General features: G+C 39.5%; 18 protein-coding genes. 10 read left to right on the top strand and 8 right to left on the bottom strand.

Annotation, left to right across the window (positions count from 1 at the left end):
* Positions 1-62 precede the first annotated feature (62 nt).
* The 5 genes from priA (at position 63) to PTUN_RS02585 (ending at position 5,427) form a co-directional block, all read left to right on the top strand.
* Positions 63-2,240 (top strand): primosomal protein N', encoded by a 2,178-nt coding sequence (priA, locus tag PTUN_RS02605; protein ID WP_009838135.1) that lies wholly within the window; start codon positions 63-65, stop codon positions 2,238-2,240.
* A gap of 313 nt (positions 2,241-2,553) precedes the next feature.
* Positions 2,554-3,060, top strand: a complete 507-nt coding sequence (locus PTUN_RS02600; RefSeq protein ID WP_009838134.1) for an SPOR domain-containing protein — start codon at positions 2,554-2,556, stop codon at positions 3,058-3,060.
* 81 nt (positions 3,061-3,141) lie between these two features.
* Complete coding sequence (gene hslV / locus PTUN_RS02595; protein ID WP_009838132.1) at positions 3,142-3,660, top strand: ATP-dependent protease subunit HslV; 519 nt, start codon at positions 3,142-3,144, stop codon at positions 3,658-3,660.
* Positions 3,661-3,672: 12 nt separating this feature from the next.
* Positions 3,673-4,998, top strand: a complete 1,326-nt coding sequence (gene hslU, locus PTUN_RS02590) for an HslU--HslV peptidase ATPase subunit (protein WP_009838131.1) — start codon at positions 3,673-3,675, stop codon at positions 4,996-4,998.
* 57 nt (positions 4,999-5,055) lie between these two features.
* Positions 5,056-5,427 (top strand): gamma-butyrobetaine hydroxylase family protein, encoded by a 372-nt coding sequence (locus PTUN_RS02585; RefSeq protein WP_040643877.1) that lies wholly within the window; start codon positions 5,056-5,058, stop codon positions 5,425-5,427.
* A gap of 9 nt (positions 5,428-5,436) precedes the next feature.
* On the opposite strand, the gene PTUN_RS02580 is transcribed toward PTUN_RS02585, so the two are convergent.
* The 3 genes from PTUN_RS02580 to PTUN_RS02570 all read right to left on the bottom strand — a co-directional run bounded on the left by PTUN_RS02580 (position 5,437) and on the right by PTUN_RS02570 (position 8,943).
* Positions 5,437-7,317, bottom strand: a complete 1,881-nt coding sequence (locus PTUN_RS02580; RefSeq protein ID WP_009838129.1) for a methyl-accepting chemotaxis protein — start codon at positions 7,315-7,317, stop codon at positions 5,437-5,439.
* Positions 7,318-7,384: 67 nt separating this feature from the next.
* A complete protein-coding gene (locus tag PTUN_RS02575) occupies positions 7,385-8,422 on the bottom strand; it encodes an MJ1255/VC2487 family glycosyltransferase (RefSeq protein WP_009838128.1) in 1,038 nt (345 codons plus the stop codon).
* Positions 8,419-8,943, bottom strand: coding sequence for a phosphatase PAP2 family protein (locus PTUN_RS02570; protein WP_009838127.1), 525 nt, complete (start codon positions 8,941-8,943; stop codon positions 8,419-8,421). Before PTUN_RS02570 ends, PTUN_RS02575 begins: the two co-directional genes overlap by 4 nt.
* Before the next feature lie 176 nt (positions 8,944-9,119).
* On the opposite strand from PTUN_RS02570, the gene rraA reads away from it, so the two are divergent.
* Both rraA and PTUN_RS02560 read left to right on the top strand, forming a co-directional pair.
* Positions 9,120-9,653 (top strand): ribonuclease E activity regulator RraA, encoded by a 534-nt coding sequence (gene rraA / locus PTUN_RS02565; RefSeq protein ID WP_009838126.1) that lies wholly within the window; start codon positions 9,120-9,122, stop codon positions 9,651-9,653.
* Positions 9,650-10,708, top strand: a complete 1,059-nt coding sequence (locus PTUN_RS02560; protein ID WP_009838125.1) for a formimidoylglutamase — start codon at positions 9,650-9,652, stop codon at positions 10,706-10,708. The genes rraA and PTUN_RS02560 overlap by 4 nt, the downstream gene beginning before the upstream one ends.
* Before the next feature lie 11 nt (positions 10,709-10,719).
* Here the strand turns inward: PTUN_RS02560 and PTUN_RS02555 are convergent, their stop codons facing one another.
* Together PTUN_RS02555 and hutI are read right to left on the bottom strand one after the other, a co-directional pair.
* A complete protein-coding gene (locus PTUN_RS02555) occupies positions 10,720-12,540 on the bottom strand; it encodes a GGDEF domain-containing phosphodiesterase (protein ID WP_009838124.1) in 1,821 nt (606 codons plus the stop codon).
* 48 nt (positions 12,541-12,588) lie between these two features.
* Complete coding sequence (hutI, locus tag PTUN_RS02550; protein WP_009838123.1) at positions 12,589-13,818, bottom strand: imidazolonepropionase; 1,230 nt, start codon at positions 13,816-13,818, stop codon at positions 12,589-12,591.
* Positions 13,819-13,956: 138 nt separating this feature from the next.
* On the opposite strand from hutI, the gene hutC reads away from it, so the two are divergent.
* The gene (hutC, locus tag PTUN_RS02545; protein WP_040643804.1) at positions 13,957-14,670 is read left to right on the top strand and encodes a histidine utilization repressor; all 714 of its coding nucleotides are present in this window, start codon (positions 13,957-13,959) and stop codon (positions 14,668-14,670) included.
* 28 nt (positions 14,671-14,698) lie between these two features.
* Here hutC and PTUN_RS02540 read toward each other — a convergent pair whose 3' ends face one another.
* Positions 14,699-15,508 (bottom strand): SDR family oxidoreductase, encoded by an 810-nt coding sequence (locus PTUN_RS02540; RefSeq protein WP_009838121.1) that lies wholly within the window; start codon positions 15,506-15,508, stop codon positions 14,699-14,701.
* Positions 15,509-15,580: 72 nt separating this feature from the next.
* Here PTUN_RS02540 and PTUN_RS02535 point away from each other — a divergent pair, with 72 nt between their 5' ends.
* On the top strand, positions 15,581-17,620 hold the full coding sequence (locus PTUN_RS02535) for a methyl-accepting chemotaxis protein (protein ID WP_009838120.1): 2,040 nt from the start codon (positions 15,581-15,583) through the stop codon (positions 17,618-17,620).
* 123 nt (positions 17,621-17,743) lie between these two features.
* Positions 17,744-18,166, top strand: coding sequence for a BLUF domain-containing protein (locus PTUN_RS02530; RefSeq protein ID WP_009838119.1), 423 nt, complete (start codon positions 17,744-17,746; stop codon positions 18,164-18,166).
* A 62-nt stretch (positions 18,167-18,228) separates the two neighbouring features.
* Here PTUN_RS02530 and nagP read toward each other — a convergent pair whose 3' ends face one another.
* Together nagP and PTUN_RS02520 are read right to left on the bottom strand one after the other, a co-directional pair.
* Positions 18,229-19,569, bottom strand: coding sequence for an N-acetylglucosamine MFS transporter NagP (nagP, locus tag PTUN_RS02525; protein WP_009838118.1), 1,341 nt, complete (start codon positions 19,567-19,569; stop codon positions 18,229-18,231).
* A gap of 263 nt (positions 19,570-19,832) precedes the next feature.
* Positions 19,833-22,478, bottom strand: coding sequence for a family 20 glycosylhydrolase (locus tag PTUN_RS02520; RefSeq protein WP_009838117.1), 2,646 nt, complete (start codon positions 22,476-22,478; stop codon positions 19,833-19,835).
* Between the last annotated feature and the right edge of the window lie 268 nt (positions 22,479-22,746).

Here is a 22,746-nt window from a genome sequence, read left to right as displayed (position 1 = left end):
CCCTTTAACAGCAGTTATGGTTATAATCGATGTTAACTGATTGGCAGGATTAAAATTATTTAATGAAAATTGTCGAAGTCGCGATAAAAGTGCCTTTAAACAGAACGTTTGATTATCTCGTGCCTGAAGCACTCTGCACGACTATTTGTTCAGGAATGAGAGTTGAAGTCAACTTTGCCAATCAAAAAAAAATAGGCATTGTATTAGGAGTTAAAGATCACTCGGATTTTGCCATTGAAAAGCTAAAACCTATAACAACGCTTCTCGATACTACTCCAGTTTTTCAAAACGATATTCTCAACCTATTAAAGTTCGCCAGTCAATATTACTGTTTTCCTCTAGGTGAAACCTTGCAATTAGCACTGCCTACGTTACTGCGACAAGGCAAAAGCCCAGATAAAACCAGCGTGGTATATTTAGACCTAACCCGCGATGGTCAAGCAATTACAACTCTTAGAGGCGCAAAACAACTCGCATTAGTTAAACAACTGCAAGCATCAGGTAAAACGCCACTTACAGAAATAAAAGCGCTCGGTTTTGCCTCTGCAACAATTAAAGCACTACTAAAACAGCAGTTAATTCATGAATTTGTTGAACATGATAACTGCTGGCAAACGGCTGAGCTTACAATAAACAAAGCCTTAAAGCTTAATCCTGAGCAAGCCATTGCTTGCGCTGCTATAAAACAAAACAAAGGATACCAAACGTATTTACTTGAAGGCATCACCGGCAGTGGTAAAACTGAAGTGTACCTGCAAGCACTGGCCGACGTATTAGCGAAAGGTAAACAAGCGCTCGTATTAGTGCCTGAAATTGGCTTAACGCCTCAAACAGTTAATCGCTTTAGGCGTCGCTTTCCAAATACTCCAATCATGCTTTGGCACTCGGCCCTTACTGATAGCGAACGACTACAAACATGGCGTTATTGCGAACAAGGAAGCTGCGCAATTGTGATTGGAACACGCTCGGCTATTTTTACTCCTTTTGCCCAGCTAGGTATGATTATTGTTGATGAGGAGCACGATAGCTCCTTTAAACAGCAAGATAGCTTGCGCTACCACGCCCGTGATTTGGCGGTATATCGAGCTCATCAAGCCAAAATCCCTTTAATTTTAGGCACTGCAACGCCAGCTCTTGAAACGCTGCATAAAGCGCTGAACGGTAAATACCAGTTACTGACCTTAAACCAAAGGGCGCAAACGGCGACCAATAATCAATATTGCTTAATTGATATGCGCGGCCAACAAGAACAAGCCGGTATTGCACAAGCTAGCTTAGCCGTAATCAAGCAGCATCTAGCAAAACAAAAGCAAGTGATGATTTTTTTAAATCGCCGAGGCTTTTCACCGACTTTAATTTGCCATGAATGCGGCTGGCTCAGCAATTGTAAACGTTGCAGCACCAGTGCAACCTATCATAAAGGGATCCGCAGCTTAATTTGCCATCACTGTGGTGAACACGAACGTCCGCCGATGCAATGTCCAGACTGCGGTAGTACACAAATATTCCCGGCAGGAAAAGGCACCGAACAAGTTGAGGATTTTTTAACTGAACAGTTTACCGATATCCCTATCAATCGTATCGATCGTGATACCACTCGCCGTAAAGGCAGCTTAGAAGAAGCGCTCGAAGAAATTAACACCCCAGGTGCACGCATTTTAATTGGCACTCAAATGCTGGCCAAAGGCCATCATTTTCCTGATGTATCCCTAGTAGTAATACTCGATGTTGATTCAGGACTTTATTCTTTTGATTTTCGAGCCACAGAGCATTTAGCACAATTGATCACACAAGTTTCGGGCAGAGCCGGACGAAGTGGTGAAGCTGGGGTGGTTTTATTACAAACTCATTTTCCTGAACACCCCTTATTGCAAGATCTCATAAACAATGGATATCAAGATTTTGCGCGATTTGCTTTAACTGAGCGACAACTCACATCGTTTCCGCCTTTTAGTCAACTTGCATTAATTCGGGCCCAAGCTCATGATGCTAAGCTAGTGCAAGCCTTTTTAAATGATTTAATCCCAAAAACACCGATTGCAGGTATTGAATTGCTTGGCCCTCTTCCTGCACCGCTTGAAAAAATAGCAGGGCAATATCGCTATCAACTCCACTTACAAGCACAAAATAGAAGCCAACTACATCAATATTTAGTTCAATTAGTTGAGTACCTTAATTCTAGTAAACTCGCGGCAAAAGTACGCTGGCATATAGATGTTGATCCTATTGATATGAATTAGGGCGCATAACCATTTTTGTTAACTTTTGCAACGGCAAATTGAATATCAAGGCAAGCAAAAGCTGCAAAGTTTTTATTGTCAGTTTACATAAAACATTATGCTACATTGCTCAATGTGCGTATTAAAGGCTTTGAATACGCACAAAAATTATACTTCAGAAATCAATATGCCCTTTGGTTAATCTAAGCCAATTTTTTATTATCTGATGCTTCACAAGATTCAACGCAAAGCAGTAATACATCCGCATTAAAATGTATTAGAATAGCGCCCAGATTTATCTTCTTCTTGCTTAAAATAAAAGTATTTAATACCTATGTCACAACAAGATTTTATTAACAAAAAACGTCCCAGTAAAAAACAAGCTCCTGTCAAAAAGAAGCTACCGATAGGCCTTATTTTACTGGCAGTGTTATTAGTTTCGGGCCTTGCTTATGGGCTTTGGTATATTAGTAATCATCAACCAGCACCGACTCCCGGTGTTAATGCCAAAAAAACAGTGACAAAACCTGTTGAGCCAAAGCCACAACCACCTAAGTTTATTGAAGAAATCAAGCAACACGAAGTACAAGTTGAAGTCAAAGAGCAGGAGCAAAAAGGCCCTTATGCACTGATCTGTGGTTCATTTAAAACCGACGAACGCGCACAAAGCCAAAAAGCTATTATAGCGTTTGAAGGGATCACATCAGAAGTACGACAAAGTAAAAATGGCTATTATCAAGTTCGATTAGGCCCGTATAGCACCAAACGGATAGCCGAAAGCGAGAAAAATAAACTCAAACGTGCCAATGCTGCCCGCTGTAACATCATCAACTGGTCTTGAAATTCCACAAATCACCCCCATTAATTGCTTCATATCATATCTAAACGAGTGGCTTAGCCACTCGCTTACAAAGGAATAACTATGACTACGATTGTGTCTGTGCGCCGTGATGGCAAAGTGGTAATTGCGGGTGATGGCCAAGTTTCACTCGGCAATACAGTAATGAAAGGCAATGCAAAAAAAGTTCGCCGCCTTTATAACGGAAAAGTACTCGCAGGTTTTGCAGGCGGCACCGCCGATGCATTCACATTATTTGAGCGCTTTGAAAGCAAGCTCGAAATGCACCAAGGCCATTTAACTAAAGCCGCTGTTGAAATGGCTAAAGATTGGCGTAGTGACAGAGCACTGCGCAAACTTGAAGCATTACTGGCTGTGGCTGATCATACTGCTTCATTTATTATCACGGGTAATGGTGATGTTGTTCAGCCTGAAAACGATCTTATTGCGATTGGTAGCGGCGGCGCGTTTGCGCAATCGGCAGCAACAGCCTTATTAGAAAATACAGAGCTAAGTGCTCGTGAAATTGCAGAAAAAAGCTTAACAATTGCTGGAAACATCTGTGTATTTACCAACCACTTCCAAACAATTGAAGAGCTTTAAAAGGAATATATTATGTCAGCTATGACTCCAAGAGAAATTGTACACGAGTTAGATCAGCACATTATTGGTCAAGCTAATGCAAAAAAAGCGGTTGCAATTGCACTTCGTAACCGCTGGCGCAGAATGCAGTTACCAGAAGATTTACGCGCAGAAGTCACCCCAAAAAATATTTTAATGATTGGCCCAACCGGTGTTGGTAAAACTGAAATTGCACGTCGTTTAGCCAAACTTGCTAATGCACCATTTATTAAAGTTGAAGCCACTAAATTTACCGAAGTAGGTTATGTTGGTAAAGAAGTGGATACCATCATTCGTGATTTAGCTGATATTGCAATCAAAATGGTTCGCGAACAACAGACTAAAAAAGTGCGTCACCGTGCAGAAGAAGCGGCTGAAGAACGTATTTTAGAAGCACTATTACCGAGTGCAAAAGATACTTGGGGTGAAGCAGAAACCAAAGATAGCTCAACTCGCCAAACGTTTCGTAAAAAGCTACGTGAAGGCCAGCTCGATGATAAAGAAATTGAAATTGATTTAGCCCAAGCGCAAATGGGGGTTGAAATCATGGCACCTCCAGGCATGGAAGACATGACGAATCAATTGCAAAGCATGTTTCAAAATTTAGGTAATGAAAAACGCACTAAACGTAAGTTAAAAATTAAAGATGCAATCAAATTATTAATTGAAGAAGAAGCCAGCAAACTAGTTAACCCTGAAGAACTAAAAGAGCAAGCAATTCATGCTGTTGAACAAAATGGTATCGTATTTATCGATGAGATTGATAAGATCTGTAAACGAGGTGACTCATCAGGCCCAGATGTAAGCCGTGAAGGTGTACAACGTGATTTATTACCACTCGTTGAAGGTACTACAGTGAGCACAAAACACGGTATGATCAAAACAGATCACATCTTGTTTGTTGCGTCGGGTGCATTTCAGATGTCAAAACCGTCTGATCTCATTCCAGAATTACAAGGTCGTTTACCTATTCGAGTAGAACTAAGCCCACTGACTGCACACGACTTTAAACGAATTCTAACTGAGCCAAATGCATCACTCACTGAACAATACCAAGCCTTGATGGGAACTGAAGGTGTAAAAGTTGAGTTTAATGAAGAAGCAATTGAAAAAATTGCAGAAGCTGCTTGGCGCGTAAATGAAAAAACTGAAAATATCGGTGCACGTCGCTTACACACCGTGATGGAAAAACTGATGGAAGAAATTTCTTATGATGCCTCAGAAAAATCAGGTGATCATATTGTGATTGATGCGGCGTTTGTTACTAAATATTTAGGCACTTTAGTAGAAGATGAAGACTTAAGCCGCTTTATTTTATAAGTTATTTTAGACTTGCTGGGCCAATTTGGCTCAGCATTTTTTACGCTGGAGCAATACATGCTGGTTAAAAAAGTACATTATCATCAAAAATCAAAACTGCTCGACATTTTTTTTGAAAATGATTTTCACACCACGTTAAGTGCAGAGTTTCTTCGCGTTTACTCACCTTCAGCAGAAGTCAGAGGTCATGGCCCTAATACAGCTAAATTAGTAACCAATAAAAAAGCCGTATCGATTAGTAAGATTAATCCTGTGGGACATTATGCGGTTCGTTTAGTCTTTGATGATGGCCACAATTCCGGCCTGTATAGCTGGCAATATCTACACCAACTGGCAACGACCCAAGAAACCCTTTGGCAGCAATATTTAGATAAACTCTCAAGCAGCAAAGCCACTCGAGAGCCACTGATTAACATAAAAATGGTTTAAGGCTGCACCTTACACTTTAAATTTTGCAATCGCCCGATGTAAAACCCGCGCTTGTTCAGACACCTCCTCACTGGTGTGGGCATTAGTTTGCGCATGAGCTGAAGCTTGTTCAGCAATATCGCGGATCCGAACCACATTCTGATTTACTTCAGAGGCAACCGTGTTTTGCTCATCAATCGCTGTCGCAATTTGCGTACTCATATCCATAATGGTCTGAACATTTTCAGTAATAAAAACCAATAACTCACCTGCTTTACGCGCTTGATTAGCACTATCATCACCTTGGATTCGGCATTTATTCATTAGACTAACCACTTCACGTGTACGACCCTGCAACCCGGTAATAATACCTTCAATCTCTTTAGTCGAATCTTGAGTTCTTTGCGCCAAAGAGCGAACCTCATCTGCCACAACTGCAAAACCACGGCCTTGCTCACCTGCTCTTGCAGCCTCAATAGCAGCATTAAGTGCCAATAGATTCGTTTGCTCTGCTATTGCTCTGATCACATCAAGTACTGAGCCTATCGTTTCGCCATCTTTTTCTAGTTCGGCTACAACAGAAGCGGCGCCCCCTAAAGAATCACTTAACTGTGAAATAATTGCCACCGTTGAATCAACCTCACTCTTACCAACACGCGCACTTTCATTGGTCGCTTCTGCTTTTTTTGCTGCAGCTTCGGTATTAAACGAAATATCTTGAATTGTTGCCTGCATTTGCGTGGCAGCTGTAGCGACCATATCGGCTTCATGGAGCTGCTCTCGCATCCCATCGCTCGTTGCTGCGGTCGTTTGCGCTAAATTATCTGTCGCAATCCCTAAGTTAGAAAGAGCAGAATTAACCTCAAAGATCAGATTTTTAAAGTCATTGATTAAACTATCAAAATCTTGCGTTAAAGCCGAGACCTCATCCATTCCTTGAGAGCGCACACTAAGTGTTAAATTATTTTGACCACGGATCTCTTTAATCACACCACACACTTTATTGATAGGAGCAATAATTGAGCGACTAGTTAGGTAAACTAAAAACATTACAATAGAGATTGCAACTCCAAAAATAGTAAAGCTAATAATTTTAACTTGAGCCTGACTTTGGATAATTTGCTCTTCGGTTTCCTTTACCAGTAGTTGGATAAATTGATCATTTTCAGTTGCACTGATAGCTAATTCACCCAATGCTGCGCTTTTTAATGTTAAGCCAAGTTTTTTCTGAGCATTTACTAATGCACTGAACTTCTGTTGATACTGTTTCAACTGCGTTAATAAAGCTGATTTTTCACTGCTAGGTAAATCACTTTGATTTACAGCCTCGCTAAAAGAGGCGATTGTTTCGTCGAATTTTTGCAAATATTTTTCATCAAGGCGCAACATAAAATCTTTTTCATCACGGCGCAGCTGCAACATACTGCTTAACAACTGATAATTCTTTTGCCCTTTTAAAACCGTCTCTACCTCATGCACTGCAGTTCGCAATTGACCATATAAAGCATCTTTGGGGTGCAGACCTATTTCTTTTTGTAAATTAACAACGTTTTCAAATTTAGTTTCATATACATTTACTAAATTTTTAAGCTGTTTTACTTGAGATTTATCAAAGCCAATATTATCAAAAAGCTGTTCTAACAAAACGATTTTAATCTGCATTTTCTGCGATTGAGTAGCAAATTGCGCTAAATCATCCTCTTGTTTATACGCTAAAAAGTTCTTTTCATACTTTCGCATCTCTAGCTGTAAAATGCTTAATTCTTCTGTCGTTTGTATGGTTTTATTAAGCTGACTCATATTACTTATCTCTGAAAGTAATACGAACAGTAAAATCAACATTGCGACGGCTATAATTCCCGCATTTATTTGTAACCGAGCTTTAATCGATAAGCGTTGCAATAAATCCATACTAGCCTCAATAAAATATATAAGTTGTTAAAGTATAGAAAGTATTTATGAAACTGCTAAAAAGGAACTAAATTAAATTAATTCCTTGCCATAGCTGCTGATTTAGCGCTGTGGTATCGTGCCATTGCTTAGCTTGCAACCAATCTATTAACGGTTTTGGATCAGAGGGAAAATTAACTTGTGCAATTTCAGGCACACTTAGCCAATCACCGAGCGCATCAGCATCTAGGTATTGCATTACTTTTGCTAAACCTAAATTACTCAGCATGAATGCATTTGAGCTTTGTTCAAACTGCCCTTCGAGTGGTTTTAGTAATAGCTTTTTACCAAACCAAAGTGCTTCACTTGAAAGCTCAAAGCCAGCATTTGCTATCACTCCAACAGAGCTTGCTAAGTCGGCTAAAAATAGATTTCTGCTTGGTTTTCGAAGATGAATGTGAGTTAAAGATTCATCTTTTGCATCAGGGTGATAACAATAAAACTCAAAGTGTGGAAATCCTTTTAATAATTCAATGACCTTATTTAAAGCTTCAAATGGTAAATATACCAATACTTTATTACTAATAGCCAAATCCGTACTTTTTTGTTGTTCCGTGCAAATAAAAGGCGGAATAATATTAGATGCAAATGATTGCCAATGCACTCCTAAATAAACATCTGCAGGAGCAAACTTACGGATCATACTTCGAGTCAAAATATTGCTACCAATAATTGGTACCTTGGGCGATAAAAAAGCCGCCTGATGGCTCATTCCAATCACTGGAATACGTTGACGTTTGGCTGCCCACGCTGAAATAGGCTCAAAATCATTAAATACTAAATCGTAACCAGTTAAATCAAGACTTTTAACGTCTTTAATAAATTGACCTACTTTGGCTTGGCGTAACGTTTGCCAACTATTCACTTTGCCATTGTGCGTTACAAAAGTAAGACCTGTACGAGTTCGATACTGACCAAACTCTTCCATATCAAAATATTGTTCAGGCTCACGTCCTGAAAATAAATAATCTACTTCAATATCATATTTTTTAAACGCTTTAGCCATAACCCTTGCACGTGTGGTATGGCCATTTCCAGTCCCTTGTATGCCGTATAAAATTTTCATAAGGCTCCTGTTATTTGTAGACTTAAGTGGGCACAACCGTACCCCATAATTGAACCTAAAATGATATCAACTGGATAATGCACTCCTAACATCACCCGAGAGACAGCAACACTTGAAGCCCATAACATTAGCAATGGCCACAATTGCGGGTAAAAGAATCCCAGTACAGTAGCAAATAACCATGCTGCAGCACTGTGACCCGATGGCAAGCTAAATTGGTCGCTTGGTTTGATATACGAAAAACCACCTTGCCAATTACAAGGCCGAGTCCGTTTAAACAGGTTTTTAAATAGGTAATAAAGTGGTCGTTCAATCGCAAAGCCGAGCAGCAATACATTTAGCATTAACAATGAGTTATTGTCATTTTGATAAAGCAGCCAACTGGCAAAAATTAAATAAACGACACCATCACCCGTACGGGAGAGATTCACAAATAAATGTTGCCACCATTTAGGTGCATTGGGCTTAAATAATCCTTTAAAAATCGCATGATCTAACTGTGTAATTTTAACCAGTAACATAAGATTTCCCTCCTCGTTTTGGTTAAGCCTAGAACCTGGAGGTAACAATTACATGAAGATTTCAAGACATTAATATTTCTATCTAAATTGTGCATATAATTGATTGTATTGCAGTGGTGTAAATGTATACTGGACTTTAAATATGTGTTTTATGTGACCACCAAAAGGATCAACTCATGCAATACAATACTTCAGAGTTATGTGACCAATTTGCCGATTTAATCGATGTACTCGAACCTATGTTCGTTAACTTTGGTGGCAGAACATCATTTGGCGGCCAAATCAAAACCATAAAGTGTTTCGAAAGTAATCAACTTATTCGCACCACCCTAGAAAAAGATGGCACTGGGCTTGTACTGTTAATTGATGGTGGTGGTTCTACACGTCGCGCATTAATTGATATTGAACTGGCAGAGTTAGCGCTTGAAAATAACTGGGAAGGAATCGTGGTTTATGGTGCGGTGCGTCATGTTGATGAACTAGACGAACTTGACCTTGGTATTCAAGCAATCGCATCAATTCCTGTTGCTGCTGATGACAATAACAACGGCGAAGCGGGTGTACCAGTTAATTTCGCTGGTGTTTCATTTTATGATGACGATTTTTTATATGCCGATAGTACAGGTATCATCATTGCTCCTGAAGATTTAGAAGGCAATGATAGCGAAGAACTAGTAGAAGATGACTTTGAGGATTCTGAAGTACAATGAGCTACCGGTTAAATGTCTATACAGAGCAAGATTTAGCTCCCTATTTAAGTTCTCGTACCGGTGAGAAACGTATTGGCGAGGCGCTTTTTTTTATTAATACTCAAGTAGACTTTGACCAAGCATTACTTGATGCCAGCCACTTTGGCATCAAGTACGTACTGCTCGGTATTCCCGAAGACATAGGTCCAAAAGCCAATTGTGGTCAAGGTGGTGCGCAACTTGGTTGGCAGGCTTTTTTAAGTCGTTTCGCTAATTTGCAATCAAACCGCCATTTCCCAGCAGAACAAGTCTTATTGCTTGGTGAAATAGATTTAACCGATTTACAAAAACAAGCTGACTCCTTAAGTCCAAACATTCCATCTGACCTTATTGCATTACGTGAGCTCTGCTCGCAAGTTGATGATGCGGTTGAGCCTGTTATACGTGCGATTTTTAATGCCGGTTTAGAACCCATAATTATTGGCGGCGGCCACAATAATTGTTTCCCGATAATCAAAGCTCTCTCGACTAGCAGTCAAAATAAAATAAGTGCGGTAAATCTTGACCCTCATGCCGATTTTCGTGCTATTGAAGGGCGCCATAGCGGCAATGGCTTTCATTACGCTTATCAAAATCAATTTTTAGCCAATTACCATGTGATTGGTTTGCACGAATTAAAAAATAACGAAGCTATTTATTGCGCACTTGAGCAAGCAGGTTTTAGTTACGATTCTTATCAAAAGATTAAAGTTCGCCAACAAATAACTCTGAATAAAGCATGTTTTAATGTCAGACAAAAATTTGAGCAAAGCCTGTTGCCGGTAGGTATTGAAGTCGATGTTGACAGTATTTCTTATATGCCAGTCAGTGCATTTACTAACTGTAGTTTTTCTGTCAGTGAAGCTGAGCAATTTGTCTTTAACATGGCGTCACTCAAAGACACTCGATATCTTCATTTATGTGAAGCAGCGCCACAACAACATGCCGCTGGTTTATCACAAGGCCTTAATGAAGCAGGCCAAACACTATGTGCGTTAGTTTATGCTTACTTAATGGCTCGTACAGCCATTAAGTAAGCACATATTTATTAGTAAGGCCGTTGTTGATGGTCAAGTTTTTGCTGCCACTGAGCAAGCCATGCAGTGACACCTACAATACTGAGTGGTCGAGTAAATAAATACCCCTGCGCCGCATCACATTGTAACCCTTCGACAAATTCTAATAACGCACTTGATGCAACACCCTCAGCTATCACTTTACTCTCGAGGTTAGAGCACATGTTGATAATCCCTCTGAGTAAATTGCGTGTATTGGAATTTTGGCTCAACTCCGTAATAAGGCCATCATCCAATTTGACGTACTGCAAGGTTAATTTTGGTAGTTGTGTTAAGAGTAATGGGCTGACCCCTAAATCATCTAAACAGACTGGCACATCCATCGCTTTTAAACGTTTTAAAATAGCCGCGCCTTTATCTTCTAAGTTCAGTAATACATTAGCTGGGCATTCAATAATTAAATATTTAGGATTCAGCTGATGCTCAGCAATTAAGTGAGTCAGATGCTCTATCATTTCATCATTAAATAACTCTGAGCCAAACAAATTAATACTAACTGGCACTTTAAAATCAGCCACTTTAAGCATGAGCGCTATTTCAGCTGCTTTTTCTAATACCCATTTAGTGACGCTATACGACAGCCCTGCAATCTTAATTTCATTTACAAAAGCACTTGCATCTAACAAACCTTTTGTTGGGTGATTCCAGCGTAGTAACAATTCAATAAAAATAATTTCATTGGTTTTTAAATTAACCACCGGATGAAAATAAAGCTCAAAATCCTTTTCATAATCAACTTGATCTAACAAACTAATTTTATCTAATTGCTCATTTCGTAACTCCGACATGGCTGGAGTGTATTTACTCACAACCTCATTTTTTTTAAGGCCAACATCCAGTGCCAAATATGCACATTTTAGCTGCTCTTCAAATGAAAGAGCTTGTTGTGGTGATACTTCAACCATCGCGGCGCGTAATGCTGTTTGCATCAAGCAGCCTTTAATACTAATAGGTTGATTGGAAATTTGAATCAACTGCCCTATTAATTGCTCGTATAAATGCTTTTGCTCACTTTGGGTGATCAAAAATGCATATTCCACGCTATTTAAATGGCAAAAATAAAATGGTTTCAACGCATCCCGACCAATTTCGAGTAACGCTTGTCCTTGTAAAACACTATTAATTCTTGACGTTAATTGCACTAATAATAAGTCGCCAAAGTCATGGCCTAGCTTTTGATTTATTTCACTAAAACCGTCAAATTTAAACACAACTAAATGACCAGTCTCAGTGGCATCTTGTTGCCACTGGTTAAACTGAGCTTTAAACATGGCACGATCTGGGTAGCCTTGTTTAGCATTTGTGATCTCGGTTGTTGCACCAGGTAATTGCATCTGATTTACAGGCTCTGGAGAGCCATTTAATTCAGCCAGCAAGTTTTGAATGAGCAAATAAACGATACTCGCTAATGCTAAGAAGTTAGGGCTAACAGTGGTAATTTGTAGTACAACAAACACAATTGCAGCACAAACTAATGCGCTGTAACTTGCAACTGCTGTACGGCTATAGCGTTGATTATCTTTAAGTTCAAAAAATAACTGCACCAGTATTGCGAATATCACTAACAAAAATACAAGCGGCTCTTGAAAGCTCAAAAAAGCAAGGGTAGCTAAACCAACATTGAGATTTAAAATTCGAGTGATCGTATTTTGCCGCAATTGCATACAAAGCAACCAAGCTATCAACAACATTCCAGCTAAAAAGCTTGTTGGATTAAACATCATATCAACCTCAGCAGCAGATAGATTGAATGCAGCCAAACTAAAAGCCAGTGATAAAGCCCATCTGCACATTATATTGTGTCCTATAAAATCTAATTAACGCTATCAATTAACTTGATATCAACGTGTTATAGATGTTTTTCCGTTAATCCACAATTGTGTTAACGGATTAACGCCAAATTGATACGCCAACTCTGCCGGATGTTCAATATCCCAAAGCGCTAAATCAGCACGTTTTCCAACCGCAAGCATACCACGGTCAACACAACCAAGCGCTTTTGCAGCATGCACCGTAACGCCCGCTAATGCTTCCTCTGGCGTCATCCTAAATAAAGTGCAGGCCATATTCAGCATTAATTTGAGAGAACAAATTGGCGAGGTGCCCGGATTAAAATCGGTAGAGATAGCAATCGGTACTTGGTATTGTTTTAATAATTCAATTGGTGGGAGTTGTGTTTCACGTAATACATAAAACGCCCCAGGTAATAATACTGCTACGGTACCTGCCGCAGCCATTGCTTTAACACCAGCTTCATCGAGAAATTCAATGTGATCGGCTGATAAACCATTAAATTCAGCAACAAGTTGTGCCCCAGCTAAATTAGATAATTGCTCTGCATGAAGCTTCACCGGCAAGCCCAAAGCCTTCGCTTTTTCAAATACGCGACGAGTTTGTGCATTGCTAAAACCAACGCCTTCACAAAACGCATCGACCGCATCAGCCAACCCTAGTTCAGCTATTTTTGGCAACATTTGCTCACAGACTAAATCGATGTAACCATCAGCATCACCTTTATATTCAGGCGGTACAGCATGGGCGCCTAAAAAAGTCGTTTTTATCGTAATAGGGTGATGTTTATCGAGCAGCTTAGCCACTTCAAGCATTTTAATTTCGCTTTCAAGATCAAGGCCATAACCCGATTTAATTTCAAGCGTTGTCACCCCCTCATTAAACAAGGCTGTTAAACGCTTGTTGGCCGCAACAAATAAGCTTTCTCGGTCTGCGGCTCTTGTAGCTTTGACTGTTGAAACAATACCGCCGCCTTGCGCTGCAATTTCTTGATACGATACACCTTGAAGTCTCATTTCAAATTCTTTAGCGCGTGAGCCACCAAATACCAAATGGGTGTGACAATCGATTAACCCAGGCGTTAGCCACTTACCTTTACCAGAAATAACGGGAGTCGCTAGAGTATCAAATTCGGGTAATTCATTTTTAGGGCCTAACCACGCGATGTTGCCATCAAGTAATGCCACTGCAGCATCATAAATAGCACCATACGCTGCGGGTTGCGCAGGATCCATTGTAGCAAGATTTACATCAATAATAACTTGGTCAAAGTAGCGCATTTTTCATCCAAACGGTCAAAATAAGATTATAAATTAAGTCTACCAACGCGGCTTGTATATACAATACTTGTATGCCATCTTTGTTAATAACTTTTAATCTATGTTGGCAACATTGTAATGCAAAACAAAGTGGAATCGATGCTAAAACCTAAATTTGCCCAAATAAAACAACATATTATTGGTAAAATCAAGTCTACCGAATGGGCCGAACATAGCCGTATCCCCTCTGAGAATGAATTGGCAGAACAATTTGCTGTAAGTCGCATGACTGCGCGGCGCGCCGTAACTGAATTAAGCGAAGCGGGAGTTTTAACGCGTAATCAAGGTATTGGGACATTTGTCGCCAGCTTTAAGTCTCAATCTTCCTTATTAGAAATTCGAAATATTGCAGATGAAGTTAAAGAACGTGGCGGAATGTATAGTTGCAATCCGGTATTGTTAGAATCAATTAACGCTATTGCGCCAATCGCCATAGCACTTGGCGTAGAGGTCGATAGCATTGTCTATCACTCAGTGCTGGTTCATCTAGAAAATGAAAATCCGCTACAAGTCGAAGAGCGCTTTGTTAACCCTAAATTTGCGCCTGCATATTTACAGCAAAACTTTGAATTAATCACCCCACATGAGTATTTATGCCAAGTCGCACCTTTAACCGAAGCGCGTCATACTGTTGAAGCGGTTAGCCCCAATGCCGAAATGTGTAATTGGCTTGCACTTTATAATGAAGAACCTTGCTTACAAGTCATTCGCCGAACTTGGTCGGCAAATGACATAGTGAGTTTTACCCGCTTAGTTTCACCAGGCAGTAAATATCGTTTAGGCGGTCATTTAACGTTTAAACATAAAAAATAAGCGATGTAATTAAGGCAAAATAATGCCACTACTGGCAATACTCAAGCGCATCAGCCAAGCGACTAAACTGATACCTAAATCCTAGCTGTTCAATAGCCGAACCATCAATGATCCGCTCAACTTGATGATCTGTTTCAAAAGTAGGTGAAGCTGTACCTAATTGCTTACAAGCCTGTTGATAAAAATCCGCTTTGCAACTGTGATCAGCCATCACCAAATTATAAATTGGCTCAGCACCTGACCAATTTTCTAAAATATGCACTATCGCATTACTCGCATCACGTTGATGTACCATGTTTACGGATTCATTCGCGCTTGATGCCAATTGCTTACCCGCAACAAAACGGCCAGGGTGGCGCTTTGGCCCCATTAGACCAGCGAGTCGCACTACTTTACCTAATCCTGAACTCAGTACCAATTGTTCAGCTTCAAGTAAACCTTGCTGTTTGAGGTTTAAATCATTCAAAGATGATTGCTCATGAAAAAGGCCTGCTTGACTTGGATATATCCCTGTTGATGAACAGAGTAAAAACCCCTTCATCGCTTGCGATTGCGCCAATTTTAATGCAGCAGCAAGCACAGTTAAATAATTTGATTCTTCACGGCGAAATCCTGGAGGAATACAACACACCCAGTAAGCATCTTTACACTCAATATTGTGATTTAAAACCTCATTGGATAATGAAAAGTACTGTAATCCTAATTGTTCTGCTTTTTCGGGATCTCGCACCGTAGCATCAACCCCATACTTTTTACCTATCAATTGCTGTTTTAAGTCCTGACCTAGCCATCCATGTCCTAAAATGACACATTTTTTCTCAGTATTTTTCATTAACATTTTAAATCACACACTAGCACTCAATTTTTAGATGTGGTTATATTACCGCTTCAACAGCTGTAGAGAATAACAATGTTAAAAAATATCTCATTGCGCAATAAAACCTTATTGCTCATCGGCGGTACTATTTCTGCCTTATTAATCATCGCATCTATTTTTTTAGTAAATCACATAGCCAAATTATCTCGTGATTCAATTGAGCAAGAAGCAGCCAGTTACATTACCTCTGAAAAACTCAATATTGAGTCCTTTTTTGCGCAATATGGCCGTGTAGTTGAGACCTTTGCGCAAAACCCCCATTTGGTCAATTGGTTAAACAATTGGACAACACGCGAGGGAGATTTAAAACAATCAGATGGATTTAACAATGTGAACGCGGATTTAGTCCGCTTAAGCCAAGATGATTTTATTCTCTCAGCATTCTTTGCCTCAGCACAAACTGGTGAATATTTTAAAGAAAATGGACGCACCGTTATTAATGCTAAAACAGGTGAAGCTTATTACGCATATAAACGTGGTTGGTGGCAAGAAGCAGCTAACATCAATAAATTATATGTTGGCCCTCTTTCGGTTGATTTATCAACTGGCACGGTTTCAGCGGTTATCCAACAAACTATTTATAATGATGCGCGCAAATTAGTCGGAATTGGTGGCGTTGATCTTGAACTGAAAAAAATTAATCAACTTATTGAAGATATTCGTTTTCATAATCAAGGTTATGGTTTTTTACTCGACAACCAACAAAAAGTGGTGCAATTGTCGAATAAAACAGGCCATAAACTGTGTATTACCGATGAAGGTGATTGCAGTAAACGCGGTAAAGAAGGTTTAGAAGCGCTTGAAATGCAAATGCCTGATACCACAGGTTTTGTTGAACTTAATCAGGCGATGAAAAATACTAAATCGGGCAATCAACTTGTTACTTTAAAAGGTAAAGAATACTACGTTACTTATCAACGCTTAGAGTTAGATAAGCCAATGCTTGATTGGTATGTCGGAATATTAATTCCAACTAGCATGATTGATGAACCCGTTGCCGATGCCGTCCTCACTACAACACTTGCTGTAGGCGCGATTTTATTAATCATTATGGTGATGATCGTTATCGCAAGCCAAATGATCACTAAACCTATGCTCGAGCTCACCGCCACAATGCACGATATAGCCTCTGGGGATGGCGATTTAACGAAAAAAATCGCCATTGATAGCCAAGATGAAGTGGGCCAATTGGCGAATCATATGAATACCTTTATCGATAAATTACGTACCTTAATGCTCGAAACTTCAGATCAGGCGATAAAAGTAGGCGTTGCAGCAACACATTTAAGCCGTGTATCAAACGCAACTAATTCTGAAATCCAACAAGAAAAACAACAAGTCGATAGTGTCAGTGCGGCAGTCACCGAGATGGCAGCCACCGTGATGGAGATTTCACAAAATGCTCAACAGACCAATAAAGCGGCCGAAGCGGTACAGAAATTAACAAATAAGGGCACTGAAATTTCAACCGCGGCACAAAATACCATGACGACGTTATCGGCGCACATTAGTGAAGCTTCGACCGTTGTTGCTGGCCTTGCCCAAGAATCAAGCAATATTGGGGCTGTGGTTGATGTAATCAATTCGATTGCAGAGCAGACCAACTTGCTGGCATTAAATGCAGCAATCGAAGCAGCACGTGCTGGTGAGCAAGGTCGTGGTTTTGCCGTTGTGGCTGACGAAGTAAGAACACTTGCAAGTCGCACCCAAGAATCGACCGAAAATATTCGCACCATGATCACCCGCTTACAACATATTGCGCAGCAAGCTTCAGCCATGATGCAACAAGGCAAGGATCAAGCAGAAGGCTCTGTAATACAAACCCAAAACGTGCTCGATGCATTAAAGGCTATTTCTGACTCTGTTATGCTTGTTGAAGATCAAAGCCACCAAATCGCGACCGCAACTGAGCAACAAACCATGGTTGCTGAAGACATTAACAGCAGCTTAAATGCCATTAATCAGCTGGTTAATAATACCGCCGAACATGCGTATGAATTAGCGACTGAAGCAAAAGAACTCAATAGCTTATCTAACAGCCTTACCGCAAGCGTCAGCCAATTTAAACTTTAAAATACCCAACAATAAAAAAGAGCGCTTTCGCTCTTTTTTATTAATCCTAAATAGTACCCTTAATTTGAATTGTGCTATTGCTCCACTACACTTTAAGCACATTAACGTACTTTGAGATAGAGCATGTATTTAAGTCGATTGATTTACACCAGTAAAATTAGTGAGGAATTTGAGCAATCTGATATTAAGTCCATTCTAGATAAATCAAAAAAAAATAATAAGAAAAACCACATTACCGGCATGCTGTGTTTTAATCGAAAGTATTTTTTACAATGTATTGAAGGCTCTCGCCAAGCTGTTAATGAAACCTATCAACGGATTTTAAATGATACCCGCCATACCAATATTTTAATGCTGGAGTATCAAGAGATTTATGTGCGCGAATTTGATTGTTGGACAATGGGTTATATTCCAGAAACAAGATTAACAAATCCTATCAACCTAAAATATTCCGATAATGATCTATTTACCCCTCATGACATGAGTGGGCCAAGTGCTTATCAACTTATGCTCGCCTTAAAAGATTACGTCCCGTTAATTGAATAAAATAAAAATGCCAGTCATAAGACTGGCATCACACGGGAGTATCTCAATGCGTTGAGAATTTGTTATTTCCAGCTTTTCATTTTATGCCCTTTTAAAGCATAAAATAGAATAAATAGATAACACGGTAGCATCACAATATAACCACCTTGCTGAGCAAGGGCTGCAGCACCAGGCTGACTAATTTGATCTGCAGGCACTGTGCTTGCTAAGCCAACAAATAAAGGCCCAAAAGCACCACCAGCTATACCCATTACCAATAAAGCTGAACCAGTTGCAGTTAATTTACCCAATCCTGATAGTGCCAAAGGCCAAATCGCAGGCCAAACAATCGCATTTGCTAAGCCTAAAACTGCGATGAGTAGTAATGGATCAGGTAGTTTTGCACCACCGAATGGCACTAATAAAGTATTCGCTATGGCATAAGATTGATTATCACCAAATACAATTGCAAAAGTTAAAATCAACCCCAATACAGCAGAAGACGATAAAGCTGTTTGCTGTGAAATTACACGAGGGATTAAAAGAATACCTAAGATATAACCCAATACCATACACGCCATGGTATATGAGGTCATTACCGCATAGTTTTGCACTCCTAGCGATAGGGCGAATGCACCAATAGTATCACCAGCGATTACCTCTACTGCCACATAGAAAAACAATGCGATTACACCAAGTGTTAAGCTTGGTACTTTTAATGCGGCTTTAATTAGACCTGTTTGATTGATACCATCACTACCCGCTTCAGACTCAAGCTCAGGTAATGGCGACTTCGTTACAGAAAAAGCAAGCACACCAATAAATAAACCTAAACCAATGTATGGCGTAATTAAACTATTAGCCATGCCATCAATTTGCTCTTGTGATAACTCAGTACCTACTAAACCAGAAAAGCCACTCAAAATTAAAGCGCTAAATACGATAGGAGCAACAACACCTGCACCTTTATTTAAAATACCACAAATACTGACTCGCACAGCCGCTGATTCTTCTGGCCCACATTTTACAATATAAGGATTTACAGCGGTCTGCAGTAATGTTTGGCCTGCGCCCATTACCAGTTGAGCAACAAGAAACAATGCAAACATTTGGGTTTTAGCAGCAGGAATAAACAAGAAACACGCAAACATCATGGTTGCTAAACCTAACGCCATGCCTTTTTTGTAACCTACTTTTCGAATAATTGCAGATGAAGGTAACGCAGTAAATGTAACTGCAATATAAAAAGAGAATAGTATTAATGAAGCTTGAAACGGACTTAATTGTAATACTTGTTTTAAATAAGGCATTAAAGAGCCATTCATCCAAGTAACAAAACCAAGTATAAAGAATAATCCCGCTACAATGACCATCGGAATGGCATTGCTTTTTGAATTGATTTGAGTATCCACTGTCGCTTCCATAAACTTCTTCTTATTTAACATTTGAGTTTAAAACAATTAACTTAAAATCTAGAGAAAATTTTAAATTTGATTGCCGTTAAAGTGTTTTAGCCATTTTATAAAATTACTTAATTCATAAAAGAATCACAGTATTAACACAAAATGACAGCGCTATCATAAAACTTTACGTGAAAAAATGTTGTTTTACTAGCTTAAGATGAATAATTATTCGCCAAGAAAAAGGGGCAATGTGCCCCTTAATTTATTAGCATTGAATTAACATATTAATTTACAAAGGTAATTCGACTAACAACTTCATCATTCAAGCGGCTTCTTAGCGCTACTTTTTGTTGCTCTTTAACACTGATCGGAGCAGTGTATAAATTCCAAGAAGCCCCATTGTCTAAACTATATTCAATTGCCAAATAATCAAATGCAGCATTGGCCTTCAGTTTCCCCTGCTCAATCACGCCACCAGGTACAGGTAGATTAGGTTTCACCCCACCTTTAGCCATTTTTGTTAATTCTTTTACTGCAAGTGCGGCAGAAAATTCAGCAAAGTCTTTACTGCGCGCAATCGAATCAGGTTTTTGACCTTCCCAATCGGCTTTATGCCAAGCACGCTCTGCCACTGACAATAAACGAGGGAAAATCATTGCTAATACTTGGTCTTCAGTACGAATTGTTTCAGACCAAACTTGCCCTTGGATCCCTAAAATATTTTCAGGTTTCTCCAACTTAGGCATAGGGCGGCCCACTAACGCCTCTAAATTCTCTATTTTTTCACCTGTGCGAGTAAAATCCGCATTCGCGTAAACATCATCAGGCATGTAACCAAATGCTTTTTCTGTATTTGTGGCGCGCGTTGCCCAGTAATAACCGCGCTCTTCAGGGTGCGCTTCATAAGGGTGATCAAAATATAAATGCGTGCCGTGTGACATCACAACTTGGTAACCCGCATTTGCTAAACGATAAGCCCGATCTGCAACCCCCCATTCCCAAATGTTATCCCATACGTTAGCGGTAAACACAGGATTTGGCATTTCATCACGATTAAATGGATTAGTGCGGTCATACATTAAACCATCTTCCCATGCGCCGGGTGCAATACCACGCTTGTAAAGCATTTTAGCTATTCGCTGGGTAAAATAAGGTTTTAAGTCAGCAACTCCCGATACACCATTGTTTGGATCAGCAAAAATAGCCTGACACGCAGGTGATCCAGTCCAAGATCCAGCACCGACTTCATCGCCACCAAAATGTAGATTCGTTAAACGCACACCTGCTTCACGGTACATTTGCTGTAATTCATAAGTCACTTTATCAAAAAATTGATAGCTCGAATCTAAACACACATTTACCGAATTATCTTTGTATAGCTGTACAGTTTCATAAATAGAAGTATCGGCTGGATCACTTAACAAATAAGCAGTTGCTGCTGATGACTGTAATACCCCGCCTTCGGCATCAGTTGCAGTTGCTTTAATTGAACCCACTCGTAATTCTTTTTCTTGTTTTAACAATTTACGATAACGCGCTTCCATCGCTTTAATTGAAGCACGAGCATGTCCAGGCCCTTCAATTTCAGGAATAATATTGACATGACGGGCAGCTGCAAATTTAAGTAATTCAACAAATTCAGCGCGGGTTAAATAACCATTTCCAGACCCTGATTTATGTGGCCCAGTGCCAAGTTGTGTTAACAAACATTCGTTTTCAGCCAAATCAAAACAACGATATGCGCCAATTTCAGTTAGCTCAGGCAAGCCTGGGATTTCTAAGCGCCAACCTTCATCTTCAGAAAAGTGCCAGTGTAATTTATTAAGCTTATAACGCGCCATTTGCTCAACCAGCTTAAACATTGCGTCTTTGCCATGATAATTACGCGCATTATCGTAATGCATACCACGCCAGTCATAACGAGGGCTATCTTGAATCTCAACACGGGGCAGTGTCACTGAGCTGCTAGCATCGGCAGGGATCAGTGCTAATAGACTTTGTAAACCATAAAATGCGCCTGCGTTATCACTGCCAATAATAGTAATTTTATCTTTATCAAGGTTTAAACGATAACTTTCACTTTTGCCCTTATTCACTTTGGCGTCAACTTTAATGTCAATTACAGGGTGATTATTGACTGCTATATGATCTGGTTGCGCCGTTAGCGTCAGTTGATGATTTTTAGTTAAATCCTCAACAAATACCGCAACCTCTGCTGTCAAACGCCCTGCAAAACGTATCTGCCAGTTATTATCTAAAGTCACTTCTCCACGATTAAAATCAACTTGCTGGGGCATTGGGATTATGCGTTTAAGTGCAGCTTCTTGTGACACAGTGTATTTTTTATTAACTAAATTTGCTTGATAGCGATTGGCAGCATCTGCAATCACTGAAAGATCTTTTGGCTGGTCGAATTTTTTAAGCTGATTTTCACGCTCAAATGGCGCAACAAACGCTTTCATATCTTCAGTATCAGTATTGGCAAATACTTCTGTTTTATTACCCGAAACCATAAAAGCACGAGGCATAAAATCGGTATAAGACACGATATAAGCACCTGCTTCATAGTTAAAACGCAGCGTTGCACCTTTAGCCAAACCAGCAAACTGTTTGTTCGGTACAATACGGTGCAAATCACCATTAACATGCTCTATCTTTAAACCTGGATTATCCACTCGAGTAATTTTACGAATTGAGTGAATATAAATTTGCCAATCACTTTCACCTTTAGGTAATGCAACGTTTGAACCATTCGCAAGGCTTATTTGGCCAATAAAACCGCCATCTTTATTATGAAAATTATCGACGACAGCAAATTGAAATTGCGTATTTTGAGTAAACTCTTGTAATGCTTGCTGACTTAATTGACCTTGTGCAAACAAAGGTGCCGAAACAAACAAGCTTGCGATAATGCTTTTTTTAAAATGCATTAATGGAGCCTCCTAAAGGTGTAGTGCGCTCTAAAATTAGAGTCACTATAGATGATATATAATTATTGGTTTGATTCATCATAAACAAATCAAAATGACAGCGCTATCTTTGAAAGGCAAATAAAAGCTGATTTTTTTCTGAATCAGTAAAGAAGATAAATAAAATACTCTTTATAAAATAAATAGTTAATAAATATTTTTTAAAATTAACTATTTATATCTCCCCTTTGTAAGTAACTAAAACTTATCTGCAAGACTAAAATTAGTT

Source organism: Pseudoalteromonas tunicata, from assembly GCF_002310815.1.
Classification (GTDB): domain Bacteria; phylum Pseudomonadota; class Gammaproteobacteria; order Enterobacterales; family Alteromonadaceae; genus Pseudoalteromonas; species Pseudoalteromonas tunicata.
The sequence above is the reverse complement of the archived record's forward strand: the minus strand, read 5'-3'. Positions and strand labels throughout refer to the sequence as shown.